Annotated in this window: 28 protein-coding genes, 2 tRNA genes and 1 other RNA gene; 9 read left to right on the top strand and 22 right to left on the bottom strand. The window is 63.6% G+C overall.

Features of this window, described 5'->3' with window-relative positions:
* Nucleotides 1–5 precede the first annotated feature (5 nt).
* The 9 genes from AX735_RS02930 to ndhC form a co-directional block, all read right to left on the bottom strand.
* Complete coding sequence (locus AX735_RS02930; protein WP_066275272.1) at nt 6–641, bottom strand: hypothetical protein; 636 nt, start codon at nt 639–641, stop codon at nt 6–8.
* Nucleotides 638–1,939, bottom strand: a complete 1,302-nt coding sequence (nuoF, locus tag AX735_RS02925; protein ID WP_066275270.1) for an NADH-quinone oxidoreductase subunit NuoF — start codon at nt 1,937–1,939, stop codon at nt 638–640. The genes AX735_RS02930 and nuoF overlap by 4 nt, the downstream gene beginning before the upstream one ends.
* Entirely contained in the window at nt 1,936–2,106 is a 171-nt protein-coding gene (locus tag AX735_RS25575; protein ID WP_167348228.1) for a hypothetical protein, read from the bottom strand. The genes nuoF and AX735_RS25575 overlap by 4 nt, the downstream gene beginning before the upstream one ends.
* Nucleotides 2,103–2,774, bottom strand: coding sequence for an NADH-quinone oxidoreductase subunit NuoE (gene nuoE, locus AX735_RS02920; protein WP_066275268.1), 672 nt, complete (start codon nt 2,772–2,774; stop codon nt 2,103–2,105). The genes AX735_RS25575 and nuoE overlap by 4 nt, the downstream gene beginning before the upstream one ends.
* Nucleotides 2,774–3,106, bottom strand: a complete 333-nt coding sequence (locus AX735_RS02915) for a nuclear transport factor 2 family protein (RefSeq protein ID WP_066275265.1) — start codon at nt 3,104–3,106, stop codon at nt 2,774–2,776. Before AX735_RS02915 ends, nuoE begins: the two co-directional genes overlap by 1 nt.
* Nucleotides 3,106–4,341, bottom strand: a complete 1,236-nt coding sequence (locus tag AX735_RS02910; RefSeq protein WP_066275262.1) for an NADH-quinone oxidoreductase subunit D — start codon at nt 4,339–4,341, stop codon at nt 3,106–3,108. The genes AX735_RS02915 and AX735_RS02910 overlap by 1 nt, the downstream gene beginning before the upstream one ends.
* Complete coding sequence (locus AX735_RS02905) at nt 4,341–5,075, bottom strand: NADH-quinone oxidoreductase subunit C (protein WP_066275259.1); 735 nt, start codon at nt 5,073–5,075, stop codon at nt 4,341–4,343. The genes AX735_RS02910 and AX735_RS02905 overlap by 1 nt, the downstream gene beginning before the upstream one ends.
* Nucleotides 5,076–5,137: 62 nt before the next feature.
* The gene (locus AX735_RS02900) at nt 5,138–5,731 is read right to left on the bottom strand and encodes a NuoB/complex I 20 kDa subunit family protein (protein ID WP_230962368.1); all 594 of its coding nucleotides are present in this window, start codon (nt 5,729–5,731) and stop codon (nt 5,138–5,140) included.
* A complete protein-coding gene (ndhC, locus tag AX735_RS02895) occupies nt 5,701–6,066 on the bottom strand; it encodes an NADH-quinone oxidoreductase subunit A (protein ID WP_060979695.1) in 366 nt (121 codons plus the stop codon). Before ndhC ends, AX735_RS02900 begins: the two co-directional genes overlap by 31 nt.
* A gap of 219 nt (nt 6,067–6,285) precedes the next feature.
* Here ndhC and AX735_RS02890 point away from each other — a divergent pair, with 219 nt between their 5' ends.
* On the top strand, nt 6,286–6,762 hold the full coding sequence (locus tag AX735_RS02890; protein WP_066275255.1) for a YbjN domain-containing protein: 477 nt from the start codon (nt 6,286–6,288) through the stop codon (nt 6,760–6,762).
* A 122-nt stretch (nt 6,763–6,884) separates the two neighbouring features.
* Here the strand turns inward: AX735_RS02890 and AX735_RS02885 are convergent, their stop codons facing one another.
* Both AX735_RS02885 and efp read right to left on the bottom strand, forming a co-directional pair.
* Entirely contained in the window at nt 6,885–7,703 is an 819-nt protein-coding gene (locus AX735_RS02885) for an inositol monophosphatase family protein (protein ID WP_066275252.1), read from the bottom strand.
* Between the two features lie 14 nt (nt 7,704–7,717).
* Complete coding sequence (efp, locus tag AX735_RS02880) at nt 7,718–8,281, bottom strand: elongation factor P (RefSeq protein ID WP_060979698.1); 564 nt, start codon at nt 8,279–8,281, stop codon at nt 7,718–7,720.
* Between the two features lie 251 nt (nt 8,282–8,532).
* Here efp and AX735_RS02875 point away from each other — a divergent pair, with 251 nt between their 5' ends.
* Entirely contained in the window at nt 8,533–8,745 is a 213-nt protein-coding gene (locus tag AX735_RS02875) for a hypothetical protein (RefSeq protein ID WP_066275247.1), read from the top strand.
* On the opposite strand, the gene thiE is transcribed toward AX735_RS02875, so the two are convergent.
* From thiE to tkt, 5 genes are read right to left on the bottom strand one after another with little or no spacing between them, the layout of a single operon-like run.
* A complete protein-coding gene (gene thiE, locus AX735_RS02870) occupies nt 8,686–9,333 on the bottom strand; it encodes a thiamine phosphate synthase (protein WP_066275244.1) in 648 nt (215 codons plus the stop codon). The two genes, AX735_RS02875 and thiE, sit on opposite strands and share 60 nt — an antisense overlap.
* Before the next feature lie 4 nt (nt 9,334–9,337).
* On the bottom strand, nt 9,338–10,237 hold the full coding sequence (locus tag AX735_RS02865; RefSeq protein WP_137775374.1) for a fructose bisphosphate aldolase: 900 nt from the start codon (nt 10,235–10,237) through the stop codon (nt 9,338–9,340).
* Between the two features lie 52 nt (nt 10,238–10,289).
* Entirely contained in the window at nt 10,290–11,480 is a 1,191-nt protein-coding gene (locus AX735_RS02860) for a phosphoglycerate kinase (RefSeq protein ID WP_066275240.1), read from the bottom strand.
* A gap of 35 nt (nt 11,481–11,515) precedes the next feature.
* Complete coding sequence (gene gap / locus AX735_RS02855) at nt 11,516–12,523, bottom strand: type I glyceraldehyde-3-phosphate dehydrogenase (RefSeq protein WP_066275233.1); 1,008 nt, start codon at nt 12,521–12,523, stop codon at nt 11,516–11,518.
* Nucleotides 12,524–12,570: 47 nt separating this feature from the next.
* Nucleotides 12,571–14,544: a transketolase gene (gene tkt / locus AX735_RS02850; protein WP_066275231.1), complete on the bottom strand. Its 1,974-nt coding sequence runs from the start codon at nt 14,542–14,544 to the stop codon at nt 12,571–12,573.
* Nucleotides 14,545–14,790: 246 nt separating this feature from the next.
* On the opposite strand from tkt, the gene AX735_RS24850 reads away from it, so the two are divergent.
* From AX735_RS24850 to AX735_RS02830, 5 genes are all read left to right on the top strand, one after another.
* A complete protein-coding gene (locus tag AX735_RS24850) occupies nt 14,791–14,949 on the top strand; it encodes a hypothetical protein (protein ID WP_156441906.1) in 159 nt (52 codons plus the stop codon).
* A gap of 5 nt (nt 14,950–14,954) precedes the next feature.
* On the top strand, nt 14,955–15,341 hold the full coding sequence (gene zapA / locus AX735_RS02845; protein ID WP_066275229.1) for a cell division protein ZapA: 387 nt from the start codon (nt 14,955–14,957) through the stop codon (nt 15,339–15,341).
* A gap of 8 nt (nt 15,342–15,349) precedes the next feature.
* A non-coding RNA gene (gene ssrS / locus AX735_RS02840) (6S RNA) lies at nt 15,350–15,506 on the top strand.
* Between the two features lie 50 nt (nt 15,507–15,556).
* Complete coding sequence (locus tag AX735_RS02835) at nt 15,557–16,150, top strand: 5-formyltetrahydrofolate cyclo-ligase (protein WP_137775373.1); 594 nt, start codon at nt 15,557–15,559, stop codon at nt 16,148–16,150.
* The gene (locus tag AX735_RS02830) at nt 16,147–16,356 is read left to right on the top strand and encodes a DUF2842 domain-containing protein (protein WP_060979706.1); all 210 of its coding nucleotides are present in this window, start codon (nt 16,147–16,149) and stop codon (nt 16,354–16,356) included. Before AX735_RS02835 ends, AX735_RS02830 begins: the two co-directional genes overlap by 4 nt.
* 71 nt (nt 16,357–16,427) lie before the next feature.
* Here the strand turns inward: AX735_RS02830 and AX735_RS02825 are convergent.
* Nucleotides 16,428–16,504: transfer RNA gene (locus AX735_RS02825), tRNA-Asp, on the bottom strand.
* 55 nt (nt 16,505–16,559) lie between these two features.
* Nucleotides 16,560–17,729 carry an AI-2E family transporter gene (locus AX735_RS02820; RefSeq protein ID WP_066275219.1) on the bottom strand — a complete coding sequence of 390 codons (1,170 nt, stop codon included), beginning with the start codon at nt 17,727–17,729 and terminating at the stop codon, nt 16,560–16,562.
* Nucleotides 17,730–17,910: 181 nt separating this feature from the next.
* Between AX735_RS02820 and AX735_RS02815 the strand changes: the two genes are divergently transcribed.
* Complete coding sequence (locus tag AX735_RS02815) at nt 17,911–18,378, top strand: DUF11 domain-containing protein (protein WP_066275217.1); 468 nt, start codon at nt 17,911–17,913, stop codon at nt 18,376–18,378.
* A gap of 128 nt (nt 18,379–18,506) precedes the next feature.
* Here AX735_RS02815 and AX735_RS02810 read toward each other — a convergent pair whose 3' ends face one another.
* From AX735_RS02810 to AX735_RS02795, 4 genes are all read right to left on the bottom strand, one after another.
* Nucleotides 18,507–19,775, bottom strand: a complete 1,269-nt coding sequence (locus tag AX735_RS02810; protein WP_066275213.1) for a dihydrolipoamide acetyltransferase family protein — start codon at nt 19,773–19,775, stop codon at nt 18,507–18,509.
* A 4-nt stretch (nt 19,776–19,779) separates the two neighbouring features.
* Nucleotides 19,780–20,784, bottom strand: a complete 1,005-nt coding sequence (locus AX735_RS02805; protein ID WP_066275415.1) for an alpha-ketoacid dehydrogenase subunit beta — start codon at nt 20,782–20,784, stop codon at nt 19,780–19,782.
* A gap of 26 nt (nt 20,785–20,810) precedes the next feature.
* The gene (locus tag AX735_RS02800; protein ID WP_066275211.1) at nt 20,811–22,085 is read right to left on the bottom strand and encodes a thiamine pyrophosphate-dependent enzyme; all 1,275 of its coding nucleotides are present in this window, start codon (nt 22,083–22,085) and stop codon (nt 20,811–20,813) included.
* A gap of 118 nt (nt 22,086–22,203) precedes the next feature.
* Nucleotides 22,204–23,169, bottom strand: a complete 966-nt coding sequence (locus tag AX735_RS02795; protein WP_066275203.1) for a thymidylate synthase — start codon at nt 23,167–23,169, stop codon at nt 22,204–22,206.
* Nucleotides 23,170–23,314: 145 nt separating this feature from the next.
* Here AX735_RS02795 and AX735_RS02790 point away from each other — a divergent pair.
* Nucleotides 23,315–23,391, top strand: a tRNA-Pro gene (locus AX735_RS02790).
* The last annotated feature ends 125 nt before the right edge of the window (nt 23,392–23,516 follow it).

The following is a 23,516-nucleotide window of genomic DNA, read 5'->3' as shown; positions in this document are numbered from 1 at the left end:
AACGATCAGCTCACCGCACCGCGCTTGGCTGCGCGATACAGCGCCTCTGCCACCAGCGAACGCGCCGAGGCATTGTCCATCGAGCTGAAGCTGGTCTTGGCAATGCAATCGCGCAGACGCGGCATCAGCGCGTTGAGCGCCTCGCCTTCATCCTTGCTCTTCGGCGCGGTCGCGATCAGCGCACGCACATCGTCCAGGCTGCCATCGGCTGCGCAGTCGGCAAAGCGTTCCTTCTCGCCCTTCTCGTCGCTGCGCACCTTCAGCGCGTCGACATTGGCGTCGGCATAGCGCGTCCAGAACATCGCTTCGGCAAGGCTACCGCGCACCGAAAGACCGCCCAGCGTGAACTCGCCGGAGGGCATGCAATCGAAATTGGCATTGGTCAGACTGCGCGAAGCGGCCCGTTCTTCCAGGCTGCCCTGGGTCGTGGCCAGCAGCGCCTCGACATATTTGGGGTTCCGCTTGACCGCACAGAGGGCAAAGGCGCGCATCGTGTCCGCCCCGCCCAGCGCTGTGCGCTTGAGCGAGGTCTTGACCGCCTCGTCAGGCATGTTCCACCAGCCGGCGCCGGTCGCCAGCGCCGGAGAGGTCATCGATGCCATGGCCAGCACGGCCAGTGTCGCCTTTGCAAACTTCCTCATTCTGCAGCCTCCATCATTGAACCAGTACCCTGCTTCTCGATGATGCGGCGTTCCATCTCGGGGCGGAAATGCCGGATCAGGCCCTGGATGGGCCAGGCGGCAGCATCGCCCAGAGCGCAGATGGTGTGCCCTTCGACCTGTTTCGTGACTTCGTAAAGCGTATCGATTTCGCTGAGATCGGCATCGCCGGTGCGCATGCGCTCCATGACGCGCCACATCCAGCCGGTGCCTTCGCGGCACGGCGTGCACTGGCCGCAGCTCTCATGCTTGTAGAAATAGCTCAGTCGGCTGATCGCCTGAACGATGTCGGTCGACTTGTCCATGACGATGATCGCGGCAGTGCCGAGACCCGATCCGACGTCCTTGAGGCCGTCGAAATCCATCGGTGCGTCGATGATCTGCGCGGCAGGCACCAGCGGCACCGACGATCCGCCGGGAATCACCGCCAGCAGATTGTCCCAGCCACCGCGAATGCCGCCGCAATGCCGGTCGATCAGCTCGCGGAACGGGATGCTCATGGCTTCCTCGACCACGCAGGGCTTTTCGACATGCCCGCTGATCTGGAACAGCTTGGTGCCCTTGTTGTTCTCGCGACCGAAGCTTGCGAACCAGGCTGCGCTGCGGCGCAGGATCGTCGGCACCACCGCGATCGATTCGACATTGTTAACCGTGGTCGGGCAGCCATAAAGCCCGGCACCCGCCGGGAAAGGCGGCTTGAGCCGGGGCTGGCCCTTCTTGCCCTCGAGGCTCTCGATCATCGCGGTCTCTTCACCGCAGATATAGGCGCCGGCACCGCGATGGACGAACACGTCGAAATCATAGCCCGACTTGGCGGCATTCTTGCCGATCAGCCCAGCCTCATAGGCCTCGTCGACCGCAGCCTGCAGCACTTCGGCCTCGCGGATATATTCGCCGCGGACATAGATATAGGCCGCGCGCGCACGCATCGCGAACCCGGCGATCAGCGCGCCTTCGATCAGCTTGTGCGGGTCGTGGCGCAGGATCTCGCGGTCCTTGCAGCTGCCCGGCTCGGATTCGTCGGCATTGATGACCAGGAAACTCGGACGCCCGTCCTTCGATTCCTTGGGCATGAAGCTCCACTTCATGCCGGTGGGGAAGCCCGCACCACCGCGTCCGCGCAGGCCCGATGCCTTGACCTCGTCAATGATCCGGTCCTGACCCCAGGCGATCAGGTCCTTGGTCTTGTCCCAATCGCCGCGCGCTTCGGCCGCCTTCAGGTTCCAGGGCTGGAACCCGTAGACATTGGTGAAGATGCGATCCTTGTCAGCGAGACTCACGACTGATTACCTCCAGAGCGGCTGCGGCTGAAAATGCCGAAACCGCCGAACAAAAACGCCAAAATCGCCCAGACCACCCATCCGTCGCCCTGGACGAACTTGAAGATCGCCAGCGCCAGAAAGATGATGCCGAGCAGCGGGACCCCGGCCTTGACCGGCGTCGTCATCCCCATTCACCCCGATAGTCGTGATTGGCATCGACCATCTGCTTGAGCGTGGTCGGCCCGCCTTCGGGTTCGCTGGTATGACGGCCCGGAATCTGCGTGCCCGGCTTGGGGCTCTCACCCGCTGCCAAGGCTTCCAGTATGCCGATCGTGCGATCGTAGTCCAGATCCTCGAAATTGTCGTCGTTGATCTGCACCATGGGCGCATTGGCGCAATTGCCCATGCACTCCACCTCGGTCAGCGTGAACAGGCCGTCGGGCGTGGTCTTGCCCTTGACGAGACCCTTGTTCGCGCAGGCGGCCATCACATCGTCCGAACCGCGCAGCAGGCACGGCGTGGTGCCGCAGACCTGCACATGATAGCGGCCCACCGGCGCGAGATTGTACATCGTGTAGAAGCTCGCCACCTCGTACGCGCGGATATAGGGCATATCGAGCATCGCGGCGACATATTCGATCACCGGGACCGGCAGCCAGCCCTGGGTCTGCGTTTCCGCCCCCACCTGGCGCTGGGCCAGATCGAGCAGCGGCATCACCGCGCTGCGCTGACGCCCGTCGGGATAGCGCGCGATGATCGTCTTCGCCTTGGCGAGATTCTCGTCAGTGAACGCAAACGCACCCCAGCGGGCGCGGGTTTCGGCTTCATCGGGGATATGGGCTGCGTCAGCCATCAGCGGACAAACTCCACACGCGACACCTTGTCGCCTTCAAAACTGTAGATCGACATGACTTCGAACGGCTCGGCATCGGCCGAGCGCGAGACCTTTTCGTGCAGGACCACCGTCTCGCCGAGCACATGACCCGAGAGAATGTCGGCACGGTTCTCGGGAAATTCGGCAAACATCGCCTTGAGTCCTGAACGCACGCCTTCGCGCCCCTCGCGCAGCACCGCACCGCGATAGCCTGCCTCGCAGGCATTTTCGGTCATCAGCGCGACATAGGCATCGGCGTCCTGCGCGTTGTAATGCGCAATCATCGCCTCGGCCACGGCCAACCGTTCCATCACCGGTCGCACTCCCCGAACACGACGTCGATCGCCCCCAGAATGGCGGTCGCGTCGGACAGCATGTGCCCCTTGCTCATGAACTCCATCGCCTGAAGGTGACTGAACGCGGTCGGGCGGATCTTGCAGCGATAGGGCTTGTTGGTGCCGTCGCTGACCAGATACACGCCGAATTCGCCCTTGGGGCTCTCGGTCGCGACATAGACTTCGCCCGCCGGAACGTGGAAGCCCTCGGTATAGAGCTTGAAGTGATGGATCAGCGCTTCCATCGACTGCTTCATCTCGCCGCGCTTGGGCGGAACCACCTTGCGGTCGAGCGAGGCGATCGGGCCGTCGGGCATCTCGTTGAGGCACTGGCGCATGATCCGCGCGGACTGGCGCACTTCCTCGACGCGGACCATGAACCGGTCATAGCAGTCGCCGCGCGTGCCGACGGGCACGTCGAACTCCATCCGGTCATAGACATCATAAGGCTGCGACTTGCGCAGATCCCAGGGGATGCCGCTGCCGCGGATCATCGGCCCGGAAAAGCCCCAGCGCACCGCATCGTCCTTCGACACCACCGCGATATCGACATTGCGCTGCTTGAAGATGCGGTTGTCGACCACCAGGCTCATCGAATCCTCGAACAGCTTGGGGAAGGTGTCGAGCCAGTCGGCCAGATCGGTGAGCAGCTTGAGCGGCACGTCCTGATGCACGCCGCCGGGACGGAACCAGGCGCTGTGCATGCGCGCGCCCGAGGCGCGTTCGAAGAAGTTGAGGCAATCCTCGCGGATTTCGAACAACCACAGGTTGGGCGTCATCGCGCCCACGTCCATCACGTGCGCGCCCAGGTTGAGCATGTGGTTGCAGATGCGGGTCAGCTCGGCGAACAGCACGCGCAGATACTGGGCACGCAGCGGCACCTCGAGGTTCAGCAGCTTCTCGATCGCCAGCACATAGCTGTACTCCATCGCCAGCGGCGAGCAGTAATCGAGCCGGTCGAAATAAGGCAGCGCCTGCAGATAGGTCTTGTATTCGATCAGCTTTTCGGTGCCGCGGTGGAGCAGGCCGACATGCGGATCGATGCGCTCGACAATCTCGCCATCCAGCTCCATCACCATGCGCAACACGCCGTGCGCCGCCGGGTGCTGGGGCCCGAAATTGATCGTGTAATTCTGGATTTCCAGATCGCCGGTGGTCGAATCCTGTTCGACCAGACCGTCGACGGTCATGTCCTGAAGCGACTCGGCCATCACGCCTTATCCTCCTTGGGTGCGTTCTCGCTGGGCTTGGCGGCTTCCTTGTTGGCAGCCGCGCCTGCGCCGGTATCCGACGGCTTGTCGGTCGTCTTGGGCGTCGGCGATTGCGGCGGCCCGCCCAGCGATTTCTCGTCGCCCGGCAGCACATAGTCGGCACCTTCCCAGGGCGAGGTGAAGTCGAAATTGCGGAAGTCCTGCGCCAGCTTCACCGGCTCATAGACCACGCGCCCCTGCTCTTCGCAATAGCGCATCTCGCTATAGCCGGTGAGCGGAAAATCCTTGCGGAAGGGGTGACCGCGGAAGCCGTAATCGGTGAGGATGCGCCGCAGGTCCTGGTTTCCGGCAAAGATCACGCCGTACATGTCGTACACTTCGCGCTCGAGCCAGCCGGCCACTTCCCAGATATGGGTGACGGTCGGCACCGGGGTGTCCTCGTCGGTAGTGCACGCGACGCGGATGCGGTGGTTCTTCGTCAGGCTGAGCAGGCAGTAGACGACTTCGAACCGCTCGGCACGGTCGGGATAATCGACGCCCGCGATCTCCATGAGCTGTTGATACTCGTGAACGTCACGCAACAGGTCGAGCGCCTCCGCCACCGCCTCACGGCGGACGGTGAAGCAATACTCGCCCTGGGTGAAGCGCGTCGCCAGCAGCCGGTTGCCCAGCGTGGCGGCGACAGCATCGCCCAGGCCATCGAGAACGGCATAGCGTGGCGCCGAATGTCCCATGTGCGTCCCTTAACGTGCGTATCGTTCGCGGCCCGCCTCCACAGCAGGCCCTTCACTCTCAATCAGCGTTCGATCGTGCCGACCCGGCGGATCTTGCGCTGCAACTGCATCACACCGTAGAGCAGAGCCTCGGCAGTCGGCGGGCAGCCGGGAACATAGATGTCCACCGGCACGATGCGGTCGCAGCCGCGCACCACCGAATAACTGTAATGATAATAGCCACCGCCATTGGCGCAGCTGCCCATCGAAATGACGTATTTCGGTTCGGACATCTGGTCGTAGACGCGGCGCAGCGCCGGAGCCATCTTGTTGCACAGGGTCCCGGCGACGATCATCACGTCCGACTGGCGCGGCGAGGCGCGCGGCGCGACGCCGAAGCGCTCCATGTCGTAGCGCGGCATGTTGACGTGGATCATCTCCACCGCGCAGCAGGCCAGGCCAAAGGTCATCCACCAGAGCGATCCGGTGCGTGCCCATTGGAACAGCTCCTCGGTCGAGGTGACCAGAAAGCCCTTGTCCGACACTTCGGCATTGATGTCGTTGAAGAAACCGGCGTCAGGCAGCGTCCCGGCAGGCGGAACGACCGCGCCGGAGGTGCCGGTGACGAGCGCCGGATTTTGCGGATTTACTCCCAATCGAGTGCTCCCACTTTCCATGCGTAAATCAGGCCGATGACCAGTTCGAAAAGGAACACCATCATCGTGAGCCAGCCGGCCCAGCCGATCTGTTCCAGCGAGACTGCCCAGGGGAACAGGAACGCGGCTTCAAGATCGAAGATGATGAACAGGATGGCGACGAGGTAGAAGCGGACGTCGAACTGGCTGCGCGAATCCTCGAACGCGGGAAAGCCGCATTCATATTCGCTCAGTTTGGCGACAGTCGGTTTGTGCGCTCCTGTGAGCCGCGATACCCCGATCGGCAGAAAGACAAACGCCACCGACAAGAGCAGAGCGACCGCCAGGAACAGCAGGATCGGCAGATATTCGGCCATGCGCGCGTCCCATTCGTGCGTGTTGCTTGGGGCGTCTTTAGGCCAGCGGACCGCCTATCGCAAGCCGGATCACCCCCTTTTTTGACGCACAGGTTACAGGGCAGAAAGCGACGAAAAGTTGCGCATTTCTGTGCGTTTCGGCACAATCGGAACAGGGTTGCCGGGCTAGTGCATCGTTGCGCCGCAGCATGCACCGGCAAAATGGAGGGAATCGGCATAATGAAGGGGTATCGTTCGGGAGTTCTTGCAGCCGCCGTGCTCGCGGCGGTCACGGCCCTGCCCGCTCAGGCGCAGAATGTGATGGCAAGCAGTCCACAGAGCATCGAGGCAGTGCTGAAGGCGCGCGGTCTGCCGAGCGAACTGAAGCAGGGAGAGGGCAATCCCTATATCCGCAGCGCCTATGACGACATGCCCTTTCTGGTCGCACTGATGAACTGCGATGACGCCCGCACCAATTGCGCGACGCTGCAATTCTATTTCGGCTTCAACGACCGCAAGGGTTTCAGTCTCGAGAAGCTCAACGAATGGAACGCGAAAAAGCGCTTCGTGCGTGCCTATCGCGACGACGAGGATGATCCGGTGCTGGTGATGGACGTCGACACCGACAAGGGCGGCATTCCGCAGGCGGTGTTCAACGAGAATTTGAGCGTCTGGCTCGACCAGATGCAGCAATATCGACGCTTCGTGACCGAATAGTTCGGACTGCTCTGACCCGTCACCCCCGCGAAAGCGGGGGGCCCACTACTATCACCCGGTCGGATTCAATAGCGGGATTCCCGCGTTCGCGGGAATGACGGGAAACTGCCTGCAGGGAAGGCTCAGCGCAGCGCGCCGACCAGCAGCTTATGCAGGCGCGAATGCAGCGCGTCGTTGCCTGCAATCACCTGCTGGCGTTCCATCGGCTGGCTGCCGCCGCGGAAGTCGGTGACGAAACCGCCCGCTTCGCGCACCAGCAATATGCCGGCAGCGACGTCCCACGGCTTGAGACCGCTTTCCCAGAAGCCGTCGAACTTGCCGGCGGCGAGCCAGGCAAGATCGAGCGAGGCGGCGCCAAAGCGCCGGATGCCTGCCACTTCAGGTGCAATCGCGCCGAAGATGCGCGTCCATTCCGCCATGTCGCCATGGCCGAGGAACGGGATACCCGTGGCGATCAGCGCCTCGCTCAGATTGCGGCGGCCCGACACGCGCAGACGGCGATCGTGCAGCCACGCACCGCGCGACTTTTCGGCCCAATAGCTTTCGTCCGTGACCGGCTGATAGATCAGCGCTGCGCTGATCTCGCCCCAGCCCTTGCCGTCGAGCGCCGGTTCCTGGACTGCGATCGAGATCGCAAAATGCGGAATGCCGTGCAGGAAGTTGCTGGTGCCGTCGAGCGGATCGATGATGAACCGCGGCTTGCCGGGCTCGGCGGGGATGTCACCGCCCTCTTCGAGCAGGAAACCCCAGCCCGGACGCGCCTTGCTCAGTTCGTCATAGAGCACGCGTTCGGCATGCTGGTCGGCCTTGGACACGAAATCCGCCGGGCCCTTTTTCGAGACCTGGAGATGCTCCACCTCGCCAAAGTCACGCCGCAGGCGGCCGCCGGCCTTGCGCGCGGCGCTTTCCATGACACGGATGATGGCTGAAATGGCAGGCATGAATACAGGTCCGATCAGTCCGCCTTGCGGACATATTCCTTGGCGTAAACGTCGACGACAATGCGCGTACCGCTGCTGATATGCGGCGGCACCATGACGCGCACGCCATTGTCGAGGATCGCAGGCTTGTAGCTCGACGAGGCCGTCTGCCCCTTCACCACCGCATCGGCCTCGACGATCGTCGCTTCGATCGTATCGGGCAGCTGAACCGAGATCGGGCGCTCGTCATAGAGCTCGAGCGTGACCTGCATCCCATCCTGCAGGAAGGCGGCTTCATCACCCAGCAACTTGGCTGCAATGGTGATCTGGTCGTAGGTTTCCTGGTCCATAAAGACATAATCGTCGCCATCGGCGAACAGGAACTGGAAATCCTTGGTATCGAGCCGGACCTTCTCGACCGTGTCGGCGCTGCGATAACGGATGTTGGTCTTGCGGCCGTCCTCGAGATTCTTCATCTCGACCTGCATGAAGGCACCGCCCTTGCCGGGCTGGGTGTGCTGAATCTTGGCAACCTTCCAGATGCCACCTTCATGTTCCAGAATGTTACCGGGGCGAATATCGACACCGCTGATCTTCATGCGAGGCTCGTTTCCGTTGGATTTCAGGGAATGGACAGGCCCTCTAGGCGCATGATGCGGGCATGGCAAGCGCTTTGGCTCGCGTTTGCATACGTTCGGTGCGGACAGATCGCATCGGTCGTGCGGAGACGCATCCCTGTCGATATGACGTCAAGATGACGGTTTCTTCCTATCTAACGCAGATCGCAGATAGTATAGCAACGAGAGCCCCAAAGCTGCTATGAAGCCGCCGGGGATTGGACCAGACGACCATGCCTTTGTTCAGCATCAAGACACCCGCCGCCGGCATTTTCGGCCGCACCCGCAACGAGATTGCCTCGGCGCATTCGGGGCGTGGTGAAGGGACGCCCGATGTCGAGGAATTCGAGGCAGATTTTGTTAGCTATCTGACCCGGTTGGAAAGCTCAGGCCGCGTCTGTACGGCGGTGTTCGGCCATGATCGCAAGGAACTCTCGCACGGCTGAGGCCGGGCCATCCTGGTGGCTCCACACCCCACCTGATACCGCCAGAAAATCCGCCCCCGCCTGCACCAGCGGTACGGCATTCGCCGTGGTAATCCCGCCGATCGCGACACAGGGTAGTTCCATCATTGAAGACCACCAGCTCAGGATCTCGGGCTCGGCCTGGTATTTGGCCTGCTTCGTTTCACTGGGATAGAAGGCGCCGAAGGCGACATAGTCCGCCCCCGCCTCGCCAGCCTCGAGCGCGAGATGGCGGCTGTTATGACAGGTCACGCCGATCTGCGCATCGCGACCCAGCACATCACGTGCCTCGCGCGGGTCGCCATCGCCCTGCCCCAGATGCACGCCGTCTGCGCCAAGTCGCTTGGCGAGCGCGATGCTGTCATTGACGATGAACGCGCAGTCATGCTCGACGCAGATCGCCTGGAGCGGCGCGGCGAGCCTGGCCGCAGCGTGCTGGTCGATATCCTTGACGCGGAACTGGAACGCCGCCACCGGGCCCGCCTCCAGGGCGGCGCGCAGCCGATCCGGAAAATCCCCCCCGACATCGAGCGGGGAGATCAGATAGAGCTGGCAACCGGGGTCAGTCATGGCATCAGGCCACCGATGCGGCGTGGATCTCGTCGATCGCGCCGCCGAGCGAGGCATCGAATTCGTCATCGCTCATCTGGTGCTTGAGATCGTTGAGCAGCGCGCGCGAGAAGCTGGCGATCACGCCGGGATTCTTGGCGAGCTCGACACAGGCCTCGGCGCGGCTGAAGCCGCCCGACAGCGCGACGACGCGGATCACCGCCGGGTGCGCCACCAGATCGGCGAACAGGCCGGGCTCAGCCGGCAGCGAGAGCTTGAGCATCACGCGGCGGCCTTCGGGCAGCGCGTCGAGCGCCTTCTTCAGCTCGGCGTTGAGGATCGCGTCGCACTGCGCGCGAGTCTCGCTCTTGATGTTCACTTCGGGCTCGATGATCGGGATCAGGCCGTGGTCGAGAATCTCGCCCGCGACCTCGAACTGTTGGCTAACGATCGCCGCGATGCCGTTTTCCGATGCCGAATTGATCACCGAGCGCATCTTGGTGCCGAAAATGCCGAGGCCCTTGGCGCGTTCGAGCAGGTCACCCAGACCGCCGATCGGCTTCATCAGCTGCACGCCGTCCGCTTCGTCTTCCAGGCCCTTGTCGACCTTGAGGAAGGGCACCACGCCGCGCTCCCACAGCAGCGCGGGCACCGGCTTGCCGCCCGCCTCGCCGTCCATGGTGCGTTCGAACAGGATCGCGCCGATCACCTTGTCGCCGTTGAAGCAGGGCGAGGTGACGATGCGGCTGCGCATCCCGTGGATCAGCGCGAACATTTCCTCGTCATTGGCCCAGGCGCCGTCCTCGATCCCATAGCCCTTGAGCGCCTTGGGCGTCGAACCACCGCTCTGATCGAGCGCGGCGATGAAACCCTGACCCGATTCGATCTTGGCCAGCATCTCGTTGAAAACGGCGGTGTCGGTCATTGTCACTCTTCCCTGATTTTAGGCTTATTGGTTGATTGTTGCGGATCGGCGCTCAGCTTTCGAGTGCCTTGACACCGGGCAGCTCCTTGCCTTCCATCCATTCGAGGAAAGCGCCGCCTGCGGTTGAAACAAAAGAGAAATCGTCCGCTGCGCCGGCATGGTTGAGCGCGGCTACGGTATCGCCGCCACCCGCGACCGAGACCAGTGTGCCCTCGCGGGTGAGCGCGGCTGCGGTGCGTGCGAGGGCGACGGTCGCGGTGTCGAACGGCGGATATTCGAACGCGCCAAGCGGGCCGTTCCAAACCAAGGTCCGGCAGGTCTTGAGCACATCGGACAACGCCTCGACCGCCGCCGCGCCGACATCGAGGATCATCTCGTCGGCCTCGACCTCGTGCACATTGGCGGTGCGGCACGGCACGTTCGCGCCGAATTCCTTTGCCACCACCACGTCATAGGGCAGATGCACGGTGCAGCCTGCGGCATCGGCGGCGTCGAGAATGGCATTGGCGGTATCAGCCAGGTCGTGCTCGCACAGCGACTTGCCGACATCGACCCCGCGCGCGGCGAGGAAGGTATTGGCCATGCCGCCGCCGATGATCAGATGATCGACTTTGCCGACCAGGTTGGTCAGCACGTCGAGCTTGGTCGAGACCTTGGAGCCACCGACCACCGCCGCGACCGGATGCTCGGGCTTGCCGAGCGCCGCTTCCAGCGCCTTCAATTCCGCTTCCATCTGCCGACCGGCAAAGGCGGGCAGGACATGCGCCAGCCCTTCGGTGGTCACATGCGCACGGTGCGCGGCGGAAAAGGCATCGTTGACATAGAAATCGCCGAGCGAGGCGATCTGCTTCGCCAGTACGGGGTCGTTCTTCTCCTCGCCGGGGAAGAAGCGGCTGTTTTCCAGCACGGTGATGCTGCCCGGATCGAGCACGTCGATCGCGTGGCGATCGGGCGATTCGAGAAAGCCGACCGGACGGCCCATCACCTCGGACAGTGCATGCGCGATCGGGCGCAGCGTGAATTCGGGATCGACCTTGCCCTTGGGGCGGCCGAAATGCGCGAGCACCAGCACCTTCGCGCCATGATCGGCGAGTTCCGCCAGCGTCGGCATCGCCGCCCGCAGCCGGGTGTCATCGGACACCCGGCCTTCGTGGATCGGCACATTCAAGTCTTCGCGAACCAGGACGGGCTTGCCCGCCAGTCCGTGGCGGTCGGCAATCAGGTCATCGAGGGTCTTGAACATGCGCTGGCGTCCTCTCCTTGTCTTGTCTGCCGCGATCAGATCAGCCCGGCGATGACGCCTGCGGTATCGACCATGCGGTTGGAGAAGCCCCATTCATTGTCGTACCAGCTGATCACGCGGACGAGCTTGCCGTCGATGACCGCAGTTTCCAGGCTGTCGATGGTCGAGCTCGCCGGATCGTGGTTGAAGTCGATCGAGACCAAAGGCTCGTCGGTATAGGCCAGCACGCCCTTGAGCGGACCTTCGGCGGCAGCCTTGAGCGCGCCGTTGATTTCATCAACCGTGGTGTCGCGGCCCGGGGTGAAGGTCAGATCGACCAGGCTGACATTGGGGGTCGGCACGCGGATCGCCGAGCCGTCGAGCTTGCCCTTCAGCTCGGGCAGCACCAGGCCAACCGCACGAGCCGCACCGGTGGTGGTCGGGATCATCGACATCGCGGCGGCACGCGCCCGGCGCATGTCGCCATGGATCTGGTCGAGAATCTTCTGGTCGTTGGTATAGCTGTGCACCGTGGTCATCAGGCCGCGCTCGATGCCGACCAGATCGTTGAGCACCTTGGCCATCGGCGCAAGGCAGTTGGTGGTGCAGCTGGCGTTCGAGACGACCAGATCGTCGGCGGAAAGCACGTCATGGTTGACGCCGAAGACGATGGTCTTGTCGGCGCCGGTGGCGGGGGCAGAGATCAGGACGCGCTTGGCGCCTGCGGTGAGGTGCGCGCTCGCCTTGGCCTTGTCCGCAAAGAAGCCGGTGCATTCGAGCGCAATGTCGACGCCCATCTCGCCATGCGGCAGCTTGGCGGGATCGCGCTCGGCAGTCACCTTGATCGCCTTGCCGTTAACGATCATGCTGTCGCCTTCGGCGCTCACCGTGCCGGGGAATGCGCCATGGACGCTGTCGCGCTTGAACAGCAGGGCATTGGCCTTGGCGTCGCCCAGATCGTTGATCGCGACCAGCTCGAGGTCATGGTCGGTGCGCTCCAGGATCGCGCGCGCGACCAGACGGCCGATGCGGCCAAAACCGTTGATTGCAACCTTGACTGCCATGGGAATTCTCCTGCTTACAATTCGTTGTGTTTGGGGTCAGACCCAGTTCAACCCTGCCCCAGTGCGGCGCGCACGGCGGGAGTGATCTTGTCGGGCGTGAGGCCAAAATGGTCGAACAGCGCCTCTGCCGGCGCCGATGCGCCGAAGCTGTCGATCCCGAAGGCGAGGCCATCACGGCCGACATAGCGTTCCCAGCCAAAGGTCACGCCAGCTTCCATCGAGACCTTGAGAACATCCGAGGGAAGCAGATCGGCGCGGTAGCTTTCGGGCTGCGCGTCGAAGAGCGACCAGCACGGCATCGAAACGACATCCGCACCGATGCCAGCAGCTTCAAGCTGGTCTGCGACGGCAAGCGCCAGCGAGACTTCCGAACCGGTGCCGATCAGCACCACCTGGCGCTTGTTGCCCGCAGTCTTGATGCGATAGGCACCGCGCGCGCACTGGTTGCCCTCGGCCTCGACACGGCGGAACTGCGGCAGATTCTGGCGGGTCAACGCGAGCACGGTGGGGGTGGACTGGGCCTGCAGCGCGAGTTCCCAGCACTCCGCCGTTTCCACCGCGTCGCCGGGGCGGAAGGTCAGCAGATTGGGCATCATGCGCAGGCTCATGACGTGCTCGACCGGCTGATGGGTCGGGCCGTCTTCACCGAGGCCGATGCTGTCATGCGTCATCACATAGACAACCCGCTGACGCTGCAAAGCAGACAGGCGGATCGCGGCGCGGGCATAATCGGCGAACACCAGGAAGGTGCCGCCATAGGGGATGACCCCGCCGTGCAGCGCCAGGCCGTTCATCGCGGCGGCCATACCGAATTCGCGGATGCCGTAATTGACGTAGCGACCGCCATAATTGGCCGAATTGAACACGCCGAGACCTGCGGTCTTGGTGTTGTTCGATCCGGTAAGGTCGGCCGAGCCACCGATGGTTTCGGGCAGGCGAGGATTGATCGCTTCGAGCGCGAGTTCGGAGGCCTTGCGGGTCGCGACCTTCTGAGGCTCGGCGAGCAGGCTCGCGACATGCTGCGACAGGCTGAACCCGGCAGGAAGGTCCCCCGCCATGCGGCGCTTGAACTCGGCGGCCTTGTCCGACGCGGCGAGACGATCGGCCCAGGCGGCATGTTCGGCAGCGCCGCGCTGGCCGAAGGCGGTCCAGGCAGCGCGGATGTCGTCGGGCACGACGAAAGGCGCATGCTGCCAACCCAGCGCAGCGCGGGCGGCATCCACTTCGGCAGCGCCCAACGGCGATCCGTGCGTTGCAGAAGTCCCCTGCTTGTTAGGCGCACCCTTGCCGATCACGGTCGCGCAGGCGATCAGCGACGGGCGCGGATCGGCTACTGCGGCGTCAAGCGCGGCGCGGATCGATTCGGGATCGTGGCCGTCGCAATCGACGACATGCCAGCCAGCGGCGGCATGGCGCGCGCGGATGTCTTCGCTGGTCGACAGATCGGTCGCGCCATCGATGGTGATGCGGTTGTCATCCCACAGAACGTTGAGCTGACCGAGCTTGAGATGCCCGGCAAGGCCTACCGCCTCGTGGTTGATGCCTTCCATCAGACATCCGTCGCCAGCGATTACCCATGTGCGGTGGCTGACCAGTTCGTCGCCAAATTCGGCGTTCAGGTGTCGCTCGGCCATTGCCATGCCGACCGCCATTGCGAGGCCCTGGCCCAGCGGTCCGGTGGTGCACTCGACACCCGGCAGTTCGAAATTCTCCGGGTGACCGGCGCACGGGCTGTGCAGCTGGCGGAAGTTACGAATGTCCTCGATCGTCGGGCGCGCATAGCCTGTCAGGTGCAGCAGCGAATAGATCAGCATCGATCCGTGTCCGGCAGAAAGCACGAAACGATCGCGATCGGCCCAGTCGGGCGCGCTGGCATCGAACTTGAGATACTCGCCAAACAGCACCGTGGCGACATCGGCCATGCCCATCGGCATACCCGGATGGCCGCTATTCGCAGCCTGAACCGCATCCATCGACAAGGCGCGAATGGCATTGGCGAGATCTTGAAACTGAACGGACATCGCCCCTTGAAACTCCCTGCTGATCCTCGATCAGAGCCTAGATGCCTGCGCCAAAACAGGATTTTGCATATGCAACTGCGCAGGCCGAGTCGGCTTTGGCGTCACCCTTTGGTGTCCATGGTGCACCGCGTCAAGTTCCGCAAAAGCCTCACTTTGTCCGAAAGTTGATTTTGCGCCATTTGTTGATAAGCTCATTCCATGGCAAATGAACGACTTATCCTGGCTATCGGACAATTGGAGCGAGCATTGTCACGGCTGGAATCGGCGCATGTCGGCCTTGCCGAAAATCTGCAGTCGCACACCATTGCCGCCAGCGACGAGTTGCTGGAGCGCCACGCGGTGCTCAAGGCCGCCGCTGCCGAAGCGCTGGCCGGTATCGACGCCCTGCTGGCCAAGGCGGAGTAAGCACCATGCCCGATATGCGCCTGACCATCGGCGGACGAATCTACAGCGTCACCTGCCAGCCCGGCGAGGAACAGCATCTGGCGCGGCTGGGCACGATGCTCGACACCGCGGCGCGCAAGGCCAGTGCCTCCGGCGGACTGACCGAGACCCGCGCCTTGCTGTTTGCCGGGCTGCTGCTCGCCGATGAACTTGCCGAGACCCAGGACCGGGCCGCAGAAGCGCTCGCGGCCACGGCGGCGGAAAAGGCCAAGGCGGAGCCCGCCCCGCCGCAGCAGGGCGACCTGCTGGCGCACGACAACGACACCGAACTGGCCGCACGTGCGATCGAGAAGCTGGCGAGACGGATCGAGAATCTGGCAGCGGGACTTGAGAACCAGGGCGCCGCGTCCTAAATCTCTACCTGGGACTGCCTGGTACGAGCTGCAGAGAACATCCCTGAGGCGATACATCTTCCAAGGGAGCTGTCCCTGTCCTGGCTCCGGCCAGAGGCACACGGCGCCCACCTGACGTTACTGGCGTCAGAGGATATTCCAGCAAACGGCCAAGGCGGTTCCAACCATGGCCCGGAGGCGGGTCCCCCTTCCCTTCCTGACCATTGGGTGCGCGCTTGACCGATATCATCAGCCAGAAGCGCGAAATGCGGCGGGCCATGCGCGCCGCGCGACTCGACCATTGGCAGGCCTTGCCGCAAGCGCACCGCGCGCTGATCTTCGGCCGCCCGCCGCGCGCGATCTTGCCGCTCATCGAGAGCGCCGAGATCGTCGGCCTGTACCATGCCGTGCCGGGCGAGGTGCCGACAACGCGTTATGCGATGCATCTTCTCGACATGGGCAAGATGATCGCCCTGCCCTGGACGCGCGAGCATGCAGGTCCGCTGGCCTTCAGGCTGTGGACCGGGTCCGAAGAGACGCTCGAGAAAGGCCCTTGGGGGCCGCAGCCGCATATGGCGATGCCCCAAGTGGTGCCCGATGCACTGTTCATGCCCCTGGTCGCCTTTGATGCCTCGCTGAACCGGCTGGGCCAGGGCGGCGGGCATTATGATGGCTGGTGCGCCCAGCATCCGGCTACCCGCCGAATCGGTCTGGGCTGGACCGTGCAGCAGGCCGAGCGCGTCCCGACCGACGATCACGACATGCCGCTCGACGCGGTGATTACCGAGCAGCAGGTCCTGCTGCCGACCAACGAGAGAGTTCTGCCATGAAGCCGACCATGCGCAAGCCCGTGGGCATTTTCGCGATCCTGGGTATCATCACCCTCTGGGCGGTGATCGTCGCCAGCTTCTCCAGCGTTATCGGCAACTGGCACATCGCAGTGCAATCGGTGATCTACTGCATCGCCGGGATCATCTGGATCGCACCGATGCGACCGTTGATGATATGGATGGAAACAGGCCGCTGGCGGGCCTGATCTTTTCATCTATTTCCGAATGATTTCCAACGCATGCAGGTGACCATTGCGGTGAAATCTCACCAGGGCAATGGCGCGAGTGACGGGGCTCGAACCCGCGACCTCCGGCGTGACAGGCCGGCGCTCTAACCAACTGAGCTACACCCGCATCGCGTTGGAGCGCTGCCACTAGAAGCGGTCTCGCCGCCTGTCAACAGCCTCTTTCAATTTTTCCCACGAACCGGCGCAAGTGGCTCGGTCGCTGCGGTTTCTCCATCGCGCGGCTGCCGGGTGAGCGTCCCCGATTCGAACAGGAATCCGGCGATATCCGGCTTGCCAGCCGCCGCCACGACGGTCTGGATGATGATGAGCAGCGGCACCGCCAGCAGCGCGCCGGTCGTGCCCCAGACCCAGGCCCAGTAGCTCAGCGACACGAGAATCAGCAGCGGGTTCATCGTCAGTCGGCGCCCCAGCACGGCTGGCGTGATGAGATTCGCCTCGACCAGGTGAAAGACGACCTGCACGCTTGCTGGAATCAGAGCGGTGCCGAGATCGCCGAACGTCATCAATCCGCCCAGCGCGAGCAGCACTGCCGCCAAGACTGGTCCAAGATAGGGGATGAAATTGAGCAGGGCGACAATGCCACCCCACATCGCGGGCGATTCCATGCCCAGCATCCACACCACGATTCCCACCGACAGACCCAGTAGCAGATTGATGACGGTGATCGTGGTGAGATACGCCGAGGTTGCTGACACGACGTTCTGGATGACACGGGCGGTCGCCATGGCGCCGGTAAAACTGCCGCGGCTGTTGATCGCGTTCTCGCGCAGCTTGGTCCAGCCGGCGAGGAAGAAGAAAATCAGCAGGATGACGAACGCCATCTGCAGCGCGACGGCCGGCGCGGCGCTGGCAAACAGGTCGAGCAGCGATTCGGGCGACGCGGTTGCCGCTGCCTGCGCCTTCACCATCGACCCCGAAACCAGCCGAGTCGTATCGTCGACAAACTTCTGCAGGTCCGAATAAAGGTCGATCAACGGCGCCAGATTCTCCATGATCTTGGGGATTCGGTCAGGAAGCCGCAGAAACCAGTCAGTCGCCGGCACCACGATCACCGCCAGCGCCCCATTGGCAATCGTCAGGAACAGCACAAGGCACAGAAAGGCCGCCGCCATCGAGGGCAGGCCGCGCCGCTCCATCCATTCGAGCGCCGGCACCAGCGCGATCGACAGCACGATCGCGACCGCCAGCGGCAGGAAGAACTCGGAACCGGCACGCATCGCGAAAGGGAAAGCCAGGAACAGGGCAACACCCGCGATCAGTGCAAGCGCTGCCAGCAGTCGATCGCGACGCAGCTCATCGGTTTCGGTACGTTCGGCGGGAGGTAAAGACATGCGCAAATAGGCCCTCGGCCCAAGATCCGGGCGTTTTCGGCCTATATCTGCCCGTTATGACGCGCACAATCCAGCGGCATCGATTCATCTTTCCTGCTGGACCATTAACCATATGTTGGAAGATCGCACTTACCCGTGACCGCAGCCGGACCATCCCGGTGGGGGCAAATCGGGGAATTGAATGCTTCTGCGCACTGCACTCGCGCTGACCGCCATGCTGATGCCTGGCGCGGCCCTGGCATCAAGCGATGTCATGACCAAGGCTTCCATCTTTGTAGAGCGAATCGCATCGCAGGCGGGTGGCGCGCGCCGCGTACGGCTCGAACCCGCGCGGCAGGTGAGCCCGGGCGAGCGGCTCATCTATGTCGTCGAATATCGCAACACCGGCAACCGGCCCGTCCAGGGATTTACCGTGACCAACCCCCTGCCCCGCACCGTACGGCTCGACGAGACGGTCGATGGCAGCGAACTCGTCTCGATCGACGGCGGCCGCAGCTGGGGACCGCTGTCGGCGCTGCGCGTGCCGCTAGGCAATGGCAGCTGGCGCCCGGCCAATCCGGAAGACGTCACGCATCTGCGCTGGCGTGTCGGCGACACGCTGATGCAGGGCGAGACGCGCAGGGTGACGTTCCGGGCAATCGTGCGTTAGGATTTAAAAGACCTCTCACACGTCATTCCCGCGAACGCGGGGATCCCGCTTGTCTGCAGGCGGCCACAAGAAAAACGGGCCCCCCGCCTTCGCGGGGGTGACGATGGCAGACCTCTGTCAGATCGAACTCAATCCGCGAAGATATAGATCGGCGTTTCGATCCGGCGCTTGAGCGCCTGGACGAAGCTGGCGGCGTCATAGCCGTCGACCACGCGGTGATCGCACGAGATCGACAGGTTCATCATCTTGCGGATGACGACGGCGCCGTTGACCACCATCGGCCGCTCGACGATCTTGTTCGGTCCGATGATCGCGACCTCGGGCCGGTTGATCACCGGGGTGGTCGCAATCCCGCCCAGCGGGCCCAATGAGGTCAGCGTCAGCGTCGAGCCCGACAGCTCCTCGCTTTTCGCCTTGCCGCTGCGCGCGGCTTCGGCCAGACGCGCGATCTCGCTCGCCATGTCCCAGACGCTCAAGCTCTCGGCACCGCGCAGCACGGGGACCATCAGCCCGGCATCGGTTTGCGTGGCGATGCCAAGATGCACCGCGCCGAAGCGGGTAACGACATTGGCCTCGTCGTCATAACGCGCGTTTAGCATCGGGTATTCGCGCAGCGTCTTGCAGATTGCTGCGATCAGGATCGGCAGCGCGGTCAGCTTGGGCCTGGCCCCGCGCGAGTCATTCATCTCGGCGCGCATCTCCTCCATCTTCGTCACGTCGATTTCCTCGACATAGGTGAAGTGCGGGATATGCCGCTTCGATTCAGCCATGTTCTGCGCGATACGCTTGCGCATGCCGATGACGCGGATCTCCTCGTCCGCCGCGCGGCCAGGCCCGGCGCGCGTGCCGCCATAGTTCAGATAGGCGTCGAGATCGGCATGGCGGATGCGGTTGCCCTCGGCGGGGCGCACCTTGGCGAGATCGATCCCCAGATCGCGCGCGCGCTGCCGCACGACGGGCGATGCCAGCACCTTCTCGCCGCCATGAGCGCTCCCCTGCGAAGGCTGCGGCGCATCTCCGGAAGCCGCCTTGGGCTCAATCGGCGCGGGGGTCGGCGCCGGTGCGGTAGCCTCAACCTCAGCTGGCGGAGCCTTGGGGGTTTCGGCCTCGATCACCTCCGGCGAAGGCGCGGGTTCGACCGCCGACGCATCCTCGCCGTCGGTCTCGATCTCGACCAGCATCGATCCGATCGCGATCACATCGCCCTCGGCCCCGGCGACCTTGCGGATCACGCCCGATACCGGCGATTCCATCTCAACCGTCGCCTTGTCGGTCATCATGTCGGCGATGCGGCCGTCTTCCTCGACCCGGTCGCCGACCTTGACATGCCACGCCACGATTTCCGCCTCGGCAATGCCTTCGCCGATATCGGGCAGGTTGAAGGTATAGGTGGCCATGGCGTCAGTCCTTCATGATCTTGGCAATGGCGCGACCGATGCGGATCGGGCCAGGGAAATACGCCCATTCCAGGCTGTGCGGGTACGGCGTATCGAAGCCGGTGACACGCTCGACCGGCGCTTCGAGATGATAGAAGCAGCGCTCCTGCACCAGCGCCGAAAGCTCGGCGCCGAAGCCGCTGGTCCGCGTCGCCTCGTGCACGATCAGGCAGCGCCCGGTCTTCTTCACCGAGGCCTCGATCGTCTCGATATCGAGCGGCAGCAGCGTGCGCAGGTCGATCACCTCGGCATCGACCTTGTTCGCCTCGACCACGGCCAGCGCGACATGCACCATCGTGCCATAGGCCAGGATGGTCAGCCCCTCGCCTTCGCGCACCACATTCGCCTTGCCCAGCGGTATGCGGTAATGGCCGGTCGGCACTGCCGAGGCCGCGTGCTTCGACCAGGGCTCGACCGGACGGTCGTAATAGCCGCTGAACGGGCCGTTATAGATGCGCTTGGGCTCGAAGAAGATGACCGGGTCATTGTCCTCGATCGCCGAGATCAGCAGCCCCTTGGCGTCATAAGGGGTCGACGGGATCACCGTCTTGAGCCCCGCAACATGGGTGAACAGGCTCTCGGGGCTCTGGCTGTGCGTCTGGCCGCCGAAAATGCCGCCGCCAAAGGGCGAGCGCACCGTGATCGGCGCGATATATTCGCCTGCCGAGCGGTAACGCAGCCGCGCCGCTTCGGAGATCAGCTGGTCGATGCCGGGATAGATATAGTCGGCAAACTGGATCTCGGGCACCGGGCGCAGGCCATAGGCTCCCATGCCCACCGCGACGCCGACAATGCCGCATTCGCTGATCGGCGTGTCGAACACGCGGGTCTTGCCGTATTTTTTTTGCAAGCCAGCGGTGCAGCGGAAGACGCCGCCGAAATAGCCGACATCCTCGCCCATGATGACGACATTGTCGTCGCGCTCCATCATCACGTCGAGCGCGCTGTTGATCGCCTCGATCATGTTCATGGTGCGGGTGTCGCTCTGAGCCTCGATCACTTCGGCCATTTTGCGGCCCTTTCTTCCAGCGCCTGCGCCATCTGTTCCTGCAGATGCCAGGGCAGTTCCTCGAACACGTCCTCGAACATCGTCTCGAACGGCTGGTGCATGCCGTGCCCGAGGACGCCGTTCTTCTCGGCCTCCTTGGTGGCCTGCTTGACCATCTCAGCCAGCTCGAGGTCCATCGCCGCGTGGCGCTCCTCGTCCCAGATGCCGAGCACGATGCAATGCTGCTTCAGCCGGTGGATCGGATCGCCCAGCGGCCATTCGGCGCTTTCCTGCGCGCTGCGATACGCGGACGGGTCGTCCGAAGTGCTGTGTCCTTCGGCGCGATAGGTGAAATGCTCGATCAGCGTCGGGCCCTTGTTGGCGCGCGCGCGCTCGGCTGCCCAGCGCGTCGCGGCATAGACCGCCAGTGCATCGTTGCCATCGACGCGCAGGCCCGCAATGCCATAGCCCAGGGCGCGCGCGGCAAAGGTGGTCCGCTCGGCCCCGGCAAAGCCCGAGAAGCTCGAGATCGCCCATTGGTTGTTGACGACATTGAGGATGACCGGCGCGTTATAGACCGAGGCGAAGGTCATCGCGCTGTGGAAGTCGCCTTCCGCGGTCGATCCCTCGCCGCACCAGCAGCTGGCGATGCGGGTATCGCCCTTGATCGCGCTGGCCATCGCCCAGCCCACGGCCTGCGGATATTGCGTGGTCAGGTTACCGCTGATCGTGAAGAAGCTGAGCTCGGGCACCGAATACATGATCGGCAGCTGGCGGCCCTTCAGCTTGTCGCCCGCGTTGGAGTAGATCTGGTTGACCATCTCGACCAGCGGATAGCCACGCCACATCAGAATGCCCTGCTGGCGATAGCTGGGGAAGACCATGTCGTCGCCCTGCATAGCGGCGGCAGCGGAGACCGAGGTCGCCTCCTCCCCGGTGCATTTCATGTAGAAGCTGGTCTTGCCCTGACGCTGCGCACGATAGAGCCGCTCGTCGAACGCGCGGGTCAGCGCCATGGTGCGCAGGATCTTCAGCAGCGTCTCGGGCGACAGCCGCGGGTCCCAGGGGCCGACAGCCTGATGCTGCTCGTCGAGCACGCGGACCAGGCCGAAGGCGGCATCGCGCATGTCGTGCGGAGAGATCGTCTCGTCGGGACGCGCCATGCTGCCGGCAGCGGGAATCACCACATCGCTGAAATCGACCGGATCGCCAGGGCGCGAGCGGGGCTCTGGAACGTGCAGCGCAAGCGGCTGCAGGTTCGTGCGGGCGGGACCATCGGCCATCAAATATCCTCTCGGGCTGGCGGGCAATGGGTCGGAGCGGCTCTTGCTGGCCTTTCGACTAATTGCCCTACCCCGACATATTATTTCAAGATTCGCGATAGGTCAATAGTGCTGCCCTTCACACCGCGACGGGGGCGGCGATATGCGCCTGGGGCGCATAGTCGCGGACCTCGAAATCCTCTACACGGTAGTCGAAAATGCTGTCGGGCCGCCGGGTAATCACCAGCTTCGGCGCGCCGGAAGGCGTGCGCGCCAGCTGGGTTTCGACCAGCGCTTCATGGTTCATATACAGGTGCACATCGCCGCCGTTCCAGATCAGTTCGGCCGGCTCCAGATCGCATTGCTGCGCCAGCATCCGCGTGATCAGCGCGGCGGAGAAGATGTTAAACGGCACGCCCAGCGCGAGATCGCACGAGCGCTGGTAGAGCAGGCCGGTGAGCTTTCCGTCGGCAACGAAGAACTGATAGGTCTTGTGGCAGGGCGGCAACGCCATCCGGTCGAGCTCGGCGACGTTCCAGCCCTCGAAGATGTGGCGGCGCGATCCGGGATTGTGACGAAGGCTCTCGACGAGCTCGGCGATCTGGTTGATGCCCCGTTCGCGTTGGCGGAACAGCCCCTCGCCCACCGGCTCGTAAACCGGCCAGTCGACCCATTGCTTGCCATAGACCGGGCCGAGATCGCCCCATCGGGCCGCGAAATCGGCGTCGGCAATGATTCGCGCCTCGAAGGCATCGCGATCGATCGTCTCGCCCGTCGCCTTGCGATAGGCATCCAGTGGCCAGTCGGTCCAGATATGCACCCCCTGCTCGACCAGCGGGCGGATATTCGTCTCCCCGGACAGGAACCACAGCATCTCGCGCGCGGCCGCCTTCCAGTAGACGCGCTTGGTGGTGAGCAGCGGAATCGCCTCGTCCGAAAGATCGAAGCGCATATTGGCCCCGAAGACCGAGCGAGTACCGACGCCGGTGCGGTCGGATCGCTCATGCCCGCGCGTCCAGACCTGGCGCATGAGGTCGAGATATTGCCATTCGAAATGATCCTGCGCTGCCGCTTGTGGCGCGCGACTCTGCACTGCTGTTTCCATGCGCGCATGCCTAGCACGGGCCTCGAAGCTCCGCCAACGCGGGGCCGACAAGAAAAGCGCAAAAGGCCGCTTGCAGTCTTCGAAACCCGTGGCTATAGGCACGCCCCTGCCTCCCAGGCGCCGCAAGGCACCATGAAGTCTGGGTCGGGGAGTAGCTCAGCCTGGTAGAGCACTGTCTTCGGGAGGCAGGGGCCGGAGGTTCGAATCCTCTCTCCCCGACCATTTCCTCGTATCGATCCTGATATTCGTGTCGAACCCGGCTTGCCGGGCCTTGTCGCGTTGCGTCGTCGTCCTGTTTTGATCGACCATGTCGATTGAACTGACATAGTTTGATCGTTTCAGCCGTT

The sequence above is a fragment of the Blastomonas sp. CCH1-A6 genome, from assembly GCF_001556365.1.
In the GTDB taxonomy this organism is placed as follows: domain Bacteria; phylum Pseudomonadota; class Alphaproteobacteria; order Sphingomonadales; family Sphingomonadaceae; genus Blastomonas; species Blastomonas ursincola.
The sequence above is the reverse complement of the archived record's forward strand: the minus strand, read 5'-3'. Positions and strand labels throughout refer to the sequence as shown.